Annotated in this window: 13 protein-coding genes and 1 pseudogene; 7 read left to right on the top strand and 7 right to left on the bottom strand. The window is 71.5% G+C overall.

Annotated elements, in window-relative coordinates; genetic code table 11:
* Together ACVNF4_RS27245 and ACVNF4_RS27240 are read left to right on the top strand one after the other, a co-directional pair.
* The coding region (locus ACVNF4_RS27245; protein WP_461805523.1) for a polyprenyl synthetase family protein at positions 1-833 on the top strand (833 nt) is incomplete at its 5' end.
* Positions 834-912: 79 nt separating this feature from the next.
* A complete protein-coding gene (locus tag ACVNF4_RS27240; RefSeq protein ID WP_461805522.1) occupies positions 913-1,230 on the top strand; it encodes a DUF952 domain-containing protein in 318 nt (105 codons plus the stop codon).
* A gap of 193 nt (positions 1,231-1,423) precedes the next feature.
* Here the strand turns inward: ACVNF4_RS27240 and ACVNF4_RS27235 are convergent, their stop codons facing one another.
* Genes ACVNF4_RS27235 through ACVNF4_RS27225 form a run of 3 tightly spaced genes read right to left on the bottom strand, consistent with a single transcriptional unit; the run spans position 1,424 to position 2,974 of the window.
* Positions 1,424-2,152 carry a VOC family protein gene (locus ACVNF4_RS27235; RefSeq protein ID WP_461805521.1) on the bottom strand — a complete coding sequence of 243 codons (729 nt, stop codon included), beginning with the start codon at positions 2,150-2,152 and terminating at the stop codon, positions 1,424-1,426.
* Positions 2,149-2,562, bottom strand: a complete 414-nt coding sequence (locus tag ACVNF4_RS27230; RefSeq protein WP_461805520.1) for a VOC family protein — start codon at positions 2,560-2,562, stop codon at positions 2,149-2,151. The genes ACVNF4_RS27235 and ACVNF4_RS27230 overlap by 4 nt, the downstream gene beginning before the upstream one ends.
* A gap of 10 nt (positions 2,563-2,572) precedes the next feature.
* Entirely contained in the window at positions 2,573-2,974 is a 402-nt protein-coding gene (locus ACVNF4_RS27225; RefSeq protein WP_461805525.1) for a helix-turn-helix transcriptional regulator, read from the bottom strand.
* Positions 2,975-3,071: 97 nt separating this feature from the next.
* Between ACVNF4_RS27225 and ACVNF4_RS27220 the strand changes: the two genes are divergently transcribed.
* The 3 genes from ACVNF4_RS27220 to ACVNF4_RS27210 all read left to right on the top strand — a co-directional run bounded on the left by ACVNF4_RS27220 (position 3,072) and on the right by ACVNF4_RS27210 (position 5,371).
* On the top strand, positions 3,072-4,226 hold the full coding sequence (locus ACVNF4_RS27220; protein ID WP_461805519.1) for an inorganic phosphate transporter: 1,155 nt from the start codon (positions 3,072-3,074) through the stop codon (positions 4,224-4,226).
* 29 nt (positions 4,227-4,255) lie between these two features.
* Positions 4,256-4,489: a hypothetical protein gene (locus tag ACVNF4_RS27215; RefSeq protein WP_461805518.1), complete on the top strand. Its 234-nt coding sequence runs from the start codon at positions 4,256-4,258 to the stop codon at positions 4,487-4,489.
* A gap of 84 nt (positions 4,490-4,573) precedes the next feature.
* Complete coding sequence (locus tag ACVNF4_RS27210) at positions 4,574-5,371, top strand: class I SAM-dependent methyltransferase (protein WP_461805517.1); 798 nt, start codon at positions 4,574-4,576, stop codon at positions 5,369-5,371.
* A 51-nt stretch (positions 5,372-5,422) separates the two neighbouring features.
* On the opposite strand, the gene ACVNF4_RS27205 is transcribed toward ACVNF4_RS27210, so the two are convergent.
* Positions 5,423-5,908 carry a LysE family translocator gene (locus ACVNF4_RS27205; protein WP_461805516.1) on the bottom strand — a complete coding sequence of 162 codons (486 nt, stop codon included), beginning with the start codon at positions 5,906-5,908 and terminating at the stop codon, positions 5,423-5,425.
* A 27-nt stretch (positions 5,909-5,935) separates the two neighbouring features.
* Positions 5,936-6,235 (bottom strand): hypothetical protein, encoded by a 300-nt coding sequence (locus ACVNF4_RS27200; RefSeq protein WP_461805515.1) that lies wholly within the window; start codon positions 6,233-6,235, stop codon positions 5,936-5,938.
* A 9-nt stretch (positions 6,236-6,244) separates the two neighbouring features.
* Here ACVNF4_RS27200 and ACVNF4_RS27195 point away from each other — a divergent pair, with 9 nt between their 5' ends.
* The gene (locus tag ACVNF4_RS27195; protein WP_461805514.1) at positions 6,245-6,736 is read left to right on the top strand and encodes a GNAT family N-acetyltransferase; all 492 of its coding nucleotides are present in this window, start codon (positions 6,245-6,247) and stop codon (positions 6,734-6,736) included.
* A gap of 141 nt (positions 6,737-6,877) precedes the next feature.
* Here the strand turns inward: ACVNF4_RS27195 and ACVNF4_RS27190 are convergent, their stop codons facing one another.
* Positions 6,878-7,060, bottom strand: a complete 183-nt coding sequence (locus ACVNF4_RS27190) for a hypothetical protein (protein WP_461805526.1) — start codon at positions 7,058-7,060, stop codon at positions 6,878-6,880.
* On the opposite strand from ACVNF4_RS27190, the pseudogene ACVNF4_RS27185 reads away from it, so the two are divergent.
* Positions 7,047-7,327, top strand: a pseudogene (locus ACVNF4_RS27185) (ISAzo13 family transposase); the annotation flags it as partial. The gene ACVNF4_RS27190 and the pseudogene ACVNF4_RS27185 sit on opposite strands and share 14 nt — an antisense overlap.
* Positions 7,328-7,947: 620 nt before the next feature.
* Here ACVNF4_RS27185 and ACVNF4_RS27180 read toward each other — a convergent pair.
* Positions 7,948-9,528, bottom strand: coding sequence for a non-ribosomal peptide synthetase (locus ACVNF4_RS27180; RefSeq protein WP_461805524.1), 1,581 nt, complete (start codon positions 9,526-9,528; stop codon positions 7,948-7,950).
* Positions 9,529-9,620: the final 92 nt, after the last annotated feature.

Genomic DNA, 9,620 nt, shown 5'->3' with positions numbered 1-9,620 from the left:
CCGCCGCCGAGGCGGTCGGGGGTGCGGGGGCCCGTGCGGACGCCGTGCGCGCCGCCGCCGCCGTCGAACTCGTCCACAACTTCACGCTGTTGCACGACGACGTCATGGACCGCGATCCCACGCGGCGGCACCGGGCCACCGCCTGGAACGTGTTCGGCGACCCCGACGCGATCCTCTCCGGCGACGCCCTCCAGGCGCTCGCGCTGCGGCTGCTCGCGGGGGATCCGCACCCCGCCGCGCTGCCTGCGCTCGGGCGGCTCACCGACTGTGTCATCGAGCTGTGCGAGGGACAACAGGTCGACACCGCGCTGGAGTCGCGTGATCCCCGTGCGGTGGGGCTCTCCGAGGTGCTGCGGATGGCCGAGGCGAAGACCGGGGCGCTGCTGGGGTGCGCCTGCGCGATCGGGGGGCTTTACGGAGGGGGGTCCCCCGACGTCGTCGACTCCCTCGACTCGTTCGGGAGGCAGGCGGGGTTGGCGTTCCAGCTCATCGACGATCTGATCGGGATATGGGGGGATCCGCTGCACACCGGGAAGCCTGCCGGGGCGGATCTGGCGGCGCGCAAGAAGTCGTTGCCGGTGGTCGCGGGGTTGACCTCCGGTGGAGCGGCGGCCGACGAGTTGGCCTCGCTGTATGTCCTGCCGTACGCGGAGGGGGAGTTGGAGAGGACCGTGCGCGCCGTCGAGCGGGCCGGGGGGAGGGACTGGGCCCAGGTGGAGGCCGCGGACCGGATGGGGGTGGCTCTGGGGGAGCTGGAGCGGGCGGTGCCGGTGCCGGAGCGGGCTGGGGGGTTGTTGACGTTGGCTGAGTTCGTCACTCGGCGGAGCAGCTGAACGCCGTTCGGCTGCTGCGCTGTCGGGACCAGGTCCCGCACATCCCCACGGTGTGCGGGGCCTGTTTTATCGTTGCGCCATGTCTGAGACGCAGCCGCAGCCTCACATCCTCCATCTCACCGAACGCGTCCTCTGGGACGAGGCTAGGGAGGAGGGGGTCTACGAGTGGTCCACCCGGGGGAAGAGGCTCGCGGACGAGGGGTTCGTGCACTGTTCCACCCGGGAGCAGCTCGCCGGTACCGCCGCGCTCGTGTACGGCGAGGACCACGTCGAGCTGGTGGTGCTGGTGATCGATCCGGCGCGGCTGGGGGTGCCGGTTCGGTACGAGGGTGGGTTTCCGCACGTGTACGGGGCGATTCCGGTGGGCGCGGTGGTGGGGGTGGAGGCGTGGGGGTGAGTCGGTGGGTCGTCGGGGTGTGGGTCGCGCTCGTGGTGGTCGGGGGCGGACTGACGCTGTGGCTCCAGGATTCCGATCGGCCGGCCGGTGGCGGTCCCTACAGGTGGGTCCCGGCGAGCCCCTCGCCCACCCCTTCGGACTACTGCCCACCTGAGGCGACCTGCACCTACGGCGCCACCGTCTACGCGGTCCCCTAGCTCCTCGGCAGACCGCCCGTCTCGGCGTCCCGTCCCGTCAGGCAGTACACCCCGCCGTCCGGGTCGCGCAGGACCGTCCAGTAGGGGAACTCGGCGACGACCTCGGCGCCCGACTTCTCGTGGTGGGACCGGACTTCGGGGAGGTTCGGGGCCGCGGCGAGGTCCAGGTGGGCGGAGACGGGCTGTTCGTGGTCCGTGCGTTGGAGGAGGAGGCGGATGGGGAGGCCGGGGGGTGGGGTGAGGACGTGGAACTCCGGGAGGGCGCCGGGCGTTGAGGTCCATGTGGGGAGGAGGGTGGTGAAGAAGGTGATTTCGGGCTCGAAGGCGGAGGGGGACAGGTCGATGCTCACCTGGTCGAGGCGGGCGGACGCGAAGACCGGGGGCCGGTTCGACTCGCCGTGCCAGGGGACGGCGCAGAAGGGCTGGCCGGCGGGGGAGCGCAGGACGGCCCAGTCGGTGTGGTCGGCGACGAGGGCCGCGCCCAGCTCCGACGCCCGTGCCACGAAACCCCGTACGTCCGTCACGGCGAAGTCGAGGTGCGCGCCGCCGGGGCCCTCGGTGACGGTCTGGAACTTGACGCAGGGGTCGTACCCGTCCTCCGGCACGAGCGTCACGAACTCGCCGCGGGGCGCGGACAGCGTCGTCCCCGTCACCGTCGTCCAGAAGGCGGCCGAGGCGGGGGAGGGGCGGTCGATGAAGGCGTAGGTCCAGCGGACGTCCGTCACAGGGGGCGCTCCATGAATCGCAGGAGGTTGCCGGCGGGGTCGCGGAAGGCGCAGTCGCGGACGCCGTAGGGCTGGTCGGTGGGTTCCTGGAGGAGGTCGTAGCCGGCCTCGCGGACGCGGGTCGCGAGGGCGTCGCAGTCCGGGGTGGCGAAGATCGCGCCGCGCAGGAGGCCCTTCGCGAGGAGGCGGTTCAGGGCCTCGCGGTCGGCGGGGGAGGCGTCGGGGCTGGCGTCCGGGGGTTCGAGGACGATGGAGACGTCCGGCTGGAGGGGGGAGCCGACGGTGACCCAGCGCATGGTCTCGTAGGAGACGTCGCCCCGGATCTCCAGGCCCAGGACGTCCACGTAGAAGTGGAGGGCCTTGTCGTGGTCGTCCACGGCGATGAAGCACTGGTGGAGTTTGAGGTCCATGGCGGTCAGCTTAGGGACGGCGGTGGCGTTTCGGTCGGGTGTAGGTGCGGGTCATGCAGGGTGGGATCGCCGCGCTCTCCTCGTGTGATCGGGCCCGGTAGGCGCTCGGGGTCTCGCCGACCAGTTCGGTGAAACGGGAGCTGAAGGAGCCCAGCGAGGTGCAGCCGACGGCCATGCAGACCTCGGTGACGGAGAGGTCGCCGCGCCGCAGGAGGGCCTTCGCGCGCTCCACGCGGCGGGTCATGAGGTAGGCGTACGGCGTCTCCCCGTACTCCTCGCGGAAGCTGCGCTGGAAGTGGCCCGGGGACATGAGGGCCGTCGCGGCGAGGGCGGTGATGTCGAGGGGCTCGGCGTACTCGCGGTCCATCCGGTCCCGGGCCTGACGCAACCGCACAAGATCCTCGACGCTCACCATGCCCGCCAGCATGGCACGTAGTGCGTTCACTCTGCTGGCCCAGGTTTTGCCTGGGGTTCGCCCTGGATTGGCCTCCGCTTGTTTGCATGGAGGAATGGATCACATCACGTTCCTGGTGGCGGTGGTCATCGTCACGGCGCTGGCCTTCGACTTCACCAACGGTTTTCACGACACGGCGAACGCGATGGCGACGTCCATCGCGACCGGCGCACTCGCACCCCGGACGGCCGTCCTGATCAGCGGCGTCCTGAACGTCGTCGGCGCGTTCCTGTCGACGGAGGTCGCCAAGACGATCTCCGGCGGGATCGTCGACGACAAGCTCGTCACCCCGGGGATGATCTTCGCGGGGCTCGTCGGGGCGATTCTCTGGAACCTCATGACCTGGCTGGTCGGGCTGCCCTCCAGCTCCTCCCACGCCCTGTTCGGCGGGCTGATCGGCGCGGTGTGGGTCGGGGCCGGGGGGCACGGCGTGCACTTCGACAAGGTCGTCGAGAAGGTGCTCGTCCCGGCGGTCGCGTCCCCTGTCGTCGCGGGTGTCGCGGCGCTGGCGGCCACCTACCTCGCCTACAAGATCACCGAGCGCGCGAAGAAGAAGCCCGTCGAGAAGGGCTTCCGGTTCGGGCAGATCGCCTCCGCGTCCCTCGTCTCCCTCGCGCACGGCACGAACGACGCGCAGAAGACGATGGGCGTCATCACCCTGACCCTGATCTCCGCGGGCGCCCTCGGCCACGACGCCGGCCCGCCGGTCTGGGTCATCGCCTGCGCGGGCCTCGCGATCGGCCTCGGCACGTACCTGGGTGGTTGGCGGATCATCCGGACGATGGGCAAGGGGCTGACGGAGATCCAGTCGCCGCAGGGGTTCGCGGCGGAGACGGCGTCCACGACCGTCATCCTCACCTCCGCGCACCTCGGGTTCGCGCTGTCCACGACGCAGGTCGCCTCCGGGTCGATCCTCGGTGCCGGGCTCGGCCGTCGGCTCGCGGAGGTGCGGTGGAGTGTCGCGGGCAAGATGGTCGTCGCCTGGCTGGTCACGCTGCCGGCCGCGGCGCTGGTCGGGGCCGTCGCGGCGTACGTCGTCAAGCACGGGGGTGACTTCGGGACGGTCGTCGTCGCGCTGATCGGGGTCGCCGTCGCCGGGGGGATCTTCGTGGCGTCCCGCCGTAACCCCGTTCACGCGAGCAACGTCAATGACGCGCACGAGGTCAGTGTGCGCTCCGAGCCGCCGGCGCGGGTCGGTACGGCCGCCTGAGATCCGGTTTTCTGCAAGGGAGTTGTGTGATGCATCTCAAATGGGGCGCCCTCGGGGAGGTCGCCGCGGTGAGCTTCGGGGTCACCGTCGCGGTGGTCGTCGTCTTCAGCCTCGGTGTGCTGGGGCTCGCACGAGGGGACTCCGGCGACGGGGACGCGGGTGAGGTGAGTGCCGTCGGGCGGGTTCAGGCCGGGCTGTGCTTCCTCGCGTGTGCGGCGGTCGTGGTGTACGGGATCTATCTGATCGTGCCGCAGTTCCACTGAACGGGGCTTGCGGGGGTGGTCGTTGGGGCGGCGGTCGGGGGAATCCTGCTGCCGTTCCCGGCATTTCGGAGGAGGATTCGTGAGGTGACTTCCGCCGAGCACTCCTCCGCCGAGCACTTCTCCGCCGCCGACCGTGCCCGTCTCGTCGGCCGTGCCTATCGGGACGACCGTGATCTCGCCGCCCGGCAGGCGCTGTACGCCTGGCAGACTCCCCGGCATGACCTCCCCGGCCTGGTCGCCGGGCAACTGGCCGGTGTGCGGGGGTGGTTGGCCGACGTCGGCTGTGGCAACGGGCTCTTCCTGGAGCGGCTTCGGCGCGAGCATCCCGTCCTCGGGCTCGACCTCTCGGCGGGCATCCTCGCCGGGGTGGCCGGGCCGGTCGGGGTCGCCGACGCCGGGCGGCTGCCGCTGGCCGACGGGAGTCTGGGGGGTGCGATCGCGATGCACATGCTGTACCACGTGCCGGATGTCCGGGCGGCGATCGGGGAACTGGCCCGGGTGGTGGGGGCCGGCGGGGTCGTGGTCGTCTCCACCAACGGGCGTGACGACAAAGCGGAGTTGGGGGAGTTGTGGCGGCGGGCCGCCGGGGAGGTGACCGGTGAGGTGCCGCCGCCGACGTCTCTCGGGGCGCGGTTCACGCTGGAGGATGCGCCGGGGCTGCTGGGGGAGTGGTTCGGGGAGGTGGAGGTGGTGCGGTTGCCGGGGGTGGTGCGGGTGCCGGATCCGGAGCCTGTCGTCGCGTACCTGGCGTCCTATCGGGCCTGGGCCGATGAACTGGGGGTGCCGTTCCGGGAGACGGTGCGGCGGGTGCGGGAACTGCTGGTGGAGGAAGGGGAGTTCGTCGTGCGGACCGAGGTGGGGGTGGTGGTCTGCCGCGTCTGAGTGCCGGGCCGGTGGGGCAGGGGTGGACGGCCAGGCGTGCGGTCAGGGCGATCAGGAAGGTGTCGCGGAGTTGTTCCGTGTGGTGGTGGGGGGACGGGTGGTCGGCCAGACCAGGGGGGTGTACGGGGGGAGGAACGCGATCGCGAACACGCCGGCTTTCGGGTTCGCGACGTTCGTGACCAGGCCCTGCCGGAACGCGTGGCGCAGGGAGGGTGGGGTGGTGTCGGCGGGGGGTTCGGCGGTCCGGCTCACCCGTCTCGCCTGCCACAGGGTTCGGGCGCCCATCCGGACCAGGACTATCGCGCCGGTGAACCGGATGACGTCGTACGTGAGTCTCGATGCCGGCAGGAGGGCCGAGAGGCCGAACGCCGTTGCCAGACCCCAGATCAGGACGCCCGCCTCGTTGCCGAGGACCGAGGCCGTGCCGTATCTGCGCCTGCGAATGCGGTGAGGGTGGTCAGTATCTGGGCAGGGTGGCAGGGGAAGAGGGTGGTTGAAAGGGGGCGGGCGCCGGGAGAGTCGGCGCAGGGTGGTCAACGGGGCTTGGCGTCTTCCACGGCACCGTTACCGTTGCGCCGGGATTCGGAGCCGCCGCTGTGCCGTCTCGACGCTGTCCCCGCCGCCGGTGTTGAACGCGGTCGCGGCCTGGGGCGCATGGCGCCGGATCAGCTGTTCGGCCAGCGATGCGGCGAGGGTTGACTCGATGGATTCGTCGAGCACGAGCAGTGTCATGGTCGCGTCGATGCCGTGCTTCCCGAACCGGGCCGGCTCCGCGTCGAGCGCCGCGCGGAGAGCCTCTCCGTCGACGCCGGGTATCGCTTGCGGGTCGTAACCGACGCCCGTAGTTGGGTGGGGTGGGGGCATGATCTGGGGATGATCAGGAATGCCGTTGTGGATGATGTCGCGGAGATTCGTTCGATGATCCGTGAACTGGCTGAGTACGAGCGGGTTGTGGAGGAGGCCAAGGCTACTGAGGAGCAGTTGCGGGAGGCGTTGTTCGGGGAGCCGGCGGCGGCGTACGCGTTGATCGCCGAGGACGATGTGACGGGGGAGACCGTCGGGTTCGCCCTTTGGTTCCACCGGTTCTCGACGTGGACCGGGACTCGGGGGGTGCATCTGGAGGATCTGTATGTCCGCCCTGCCGCCCGTGGGGGTGGTCACGGCAAGGGCCTCCTCGCCGCCCTCGCCGCCATCTGTGTCGACCGGGGGTACGAGCGCTTCGAGTGGTGGGTCCTGGACTGGAACGAGCCCGCCATCGGCGTCTACAAGTCCCTCGGTGCCGAGTTCCTCGACGAGTGGCGCATCTGCCGGCTGACGGGCGCATCGCTGGAGACCCTCGCCGCGTCCGCCGGAACGGTCGCCTGAGGTCTGCCGGGGAGGTCTCCTGATGCGGGGCGGGTCGCTGACCTGGTCATCTGCTGGTGGTCGAGTGGGGTGCCGTTGCCCGCCCAAGGGCACGCACCGGCGAGGCTGTGGCAAGTTCCGCCTGCGGAGCCGCCACGTCGGCTACGACCGTCCGTGGAGTTCGCGGTTGCCCTGACCCACCTGGGCGTGCCCCGTCAACGCCGTACCGGCCGCGAAGCCGTCGTCAGCACCGTCGGAGCGGACACGGCCACGCAGCGGGTCGCCCGCCCCGCCGGTGTCACCGTCCGAACTCCCCCCGTCCGGCACAGAGTTCGACGATCTCACCGTCCACCACCAGTCCTGCGCCGAGCACCCGCCGCTCCTCCTGCCCGGCCGGCGTCCCGACAGCGGCCCAGGAACCGGCAGCGGACGACTCTCCGTCGCCGACCGGCTTCAGCCCTCCCCCTCACGAACCACCGTCACATGGACGACCGGCCCGGCCGGCCGCCGCATCGGTACGGCCCACGGAGCGGACACACCGTCCCGGCTGGCGCCCTCCCCGTGATCACGGCGCGACAACTTGCCGAGAGGGCCGGGCACGGCCTTGTCCCCCGGCTTGGCTCCCGTTTCGCACCGTCCTCAGCCGGGCTCTCTGGCCTCGCTCCAGGCCTCGGACCGTCCCGGCCGGCGCCCTCCCTGTGATCACGGCGTGACAACTCGCCGAGAGGGCCGGGCATGGCCTTGCCTCCGGCTTGGCTCCCGTTTCGCACCGTCCTCAGCCGGGCCCTTTGGCCTTGCCCCCGGCCTCGGACCGTCCCGGCTGGCGCCCTCCCCGTGATCATGGGGCGACAACTTGCCGAGAGGGCCGGGCATGGCCTTGTCCCCCGGCTTGGCTCCCGTTTCGCACCGTCCTTAGCCGGGCCCTCTGGCCTCGCCCCCAGCCTCGGACCGCCCCTGGCCTTGCCCCCGTTTCGAACCGCCCTCAGCCAGGCCCTCTGGCCTCGCCCCCGGCCTCGAACCGCCCCCCGCTCCTCCCTCGGCCTCGAACTGTCCCCAGCTTGGCCCCCTTTGCCGCGCCCCCCAGCTTTGCCACTTGGCCTCGACCCCAGCCTCGGACCGTCCTTGGCCTCGACCCCAGCCCAGCTTCGCCTCCTGGTCTCGTCCCCCGCCTCAACCCACCCCCGGTTTCGCCCCCGCCTCGTACCACCCCCCGCCTCAACCCACCCCACCAGTCACTGACCCGCACCCCCCTCCCCCCGCCCCATCCCCGCGACCTCCCGAGCCAGCGCGGCGACCGTGTGTACGGTCGGCTCTGCGATGACTCGGCCCAGTCGGGACATGAGTTCGGCCTCCAGGGGTGGTGGCAGCATTTCCTGGCAGACGCCGGCCAGCATGGTGAGGAGGGCCAGGGAGTCGCCGCCGAACTGGTGGAAGTCGGTGTGGGCGTCGATCCGGTCGAGGTCGGAGCCGAGGACGCGGGACCAGATCGCGGCGACCTGGGCCTCGGTCTCGTCGAGGTCCGGGTTTCCGCGCGCGCTCGGCACCGAGTCGGCGCGGTCGGCGAAGGGATCGGGCAGGGCCCGCACGTCCACCTTGCCGGCGACGCTGTAGGGGATCCGGTCCACGACGAAGGTCGCGGCGGGGACCATGTAGGAGGGCAGCCGCTCGGCGGCGTGGGCGCGCAGCTCCTCCGTGCTCACCTCGGAGGTCACCAGGACATAGCTGTAGAGGGCCTTCCCGGTGCCGTCCGGGCGGCTGCGGGCGACGACGACGGCGTGGGACACGGACGGGTGCTCCTCCAGGGTGCCCGCCACCTCCGCGGGCTCGACCCGGTGGCCGCGCACCTTCACCTGGTCGTCGATGCGGCCCAGGAACTCCAGCCCACCGTCGGGCAACCGCCGGGCGAGATCCCCGGTGCGGTAGACGCGGGTGCCGTCGGCCAGCCGGGGGAAGCGCTCGGCGTTCAGGTCGGGCCGCCCCAGGTAGCCGCGGGCGAGCTGGACCCCGGAGAGGTAGATCTCGCCCACCTCGCCGGCCGGCACGAACCGCTGGTCGGCGTCCAGCAGGTGCACCTTCGAGTTGTAGCCCGGGAACCCGATCGGCACGGTCGCGCGGTCGCCGTCACGCACCGGGTCGAAGGTGTGGGCGGTGAGGCAGACGGTGGCCTCGGTCGGACCGTACTCGTTGATGATCCGGCAGTCCGGGCCGAACATCCGCTGCGCCCGTGCCGCGACCTCGACCCGGAGCTGCTCGCCGGCGACGACGATGCTGCGGAACCCCTTCGGCTCGATGTCCAGCCGCCCGATCAGCTCCAGGTGCGAGGGCGTGAGGCTGAGCATGGTGGCGCCGGAGTCCTCCAGCAGGCGGCGCAGGGTGAGGTGGGTGGGCTGGTCCCGGACCAGGACGACGGTTCCGCCGCTGACCAACGGCAGGAACACCGAGTTCACCGACAGGTCGAACGACAGCGACGTCAGCAGCGGGAGCCGGGTTCCGGCGTCGACCCCGAACGCGTCGACACCCCAGTGCAGGTAGTTGAGCAGGCCGCCGTGCTCGATCTGCACGCCCTTGGGCTTGCCCGTGGAACCCGAGGTGTAGATGACGTAGGCGAGATCGTCCGGCCGGGGCTCGGCGTCCGGCGCGGGCGCCGTCGTCGTCGCCAGGTCGTCCAGGCCGATCGGCGCGCAGCCCTCCGGGAGGTGGCCGCGGGTGTCGTGCGGAGCCTGCGCCAGGCAGTAGCGGGCGCCGGAGTCGGTGAGCAGGCCGGCCAGCCGCGCGTCCGGGTGCTGGACGTCGAGAGAAACGGGACAGCACAGGGCGCTTCGGGGAACGGATCAGCATCACGGGGCCTCTGAAGAGGGGAAAGGGGATTCAGCGAGTGCCCTGAGGGCGGCTCGGACTGGGAGGG

Source organism: Streptomyces sp. S6, from assembly GCF_054880855.1.
This window is presented reverse-complemented; position numbering and strand designations above follow the sequence as displayed.

Coding starts and splice junctions, on each gene's coding strand:
- ACVNF4_RS27240 (WP_461805522.1), top strand. CDS start 913: ATGTCTGAGACGCAGCCGCAGCCTCACATCCTCCATCTCACCGAACGC.
- ACVNF4_RS27230 (WP_461805520.1), bottom strand. CDS start 2,562: ATGGACCTCAAACTCCACCAGTGCTTCATCGCCGTGGACGACCACGAC.
- ACVNF4_RS27220 (WP_461805519.1), top strand. CDS start 3,072: ATGGATCACATCACGTTCCTGGTGGCGGTGGTCATCGTCACGGCGCTG.
- ACVNF4_RS27215 (WP_461805518.1), top strand. CDS start 4,256: ATGCATCTCAAATGGGGCGCCCTCGGGGAGGTCGCCGCGGTGAGCTTC.
- ACVNF4_RS27200 (WP_461805515.1), bottom strand. CDS start 6,235: ATGCCCCCACCCCACCCAACTACGGGCGTCGGTTACGACCCGCAAGCG.
- ACVNF4_RS27195 (WP_461805514.1), top strand. CDS start 6,245: ATGATCAGGAATGCCGTTGTGGATGATGTCGCGGAGATTCGTTCGATG.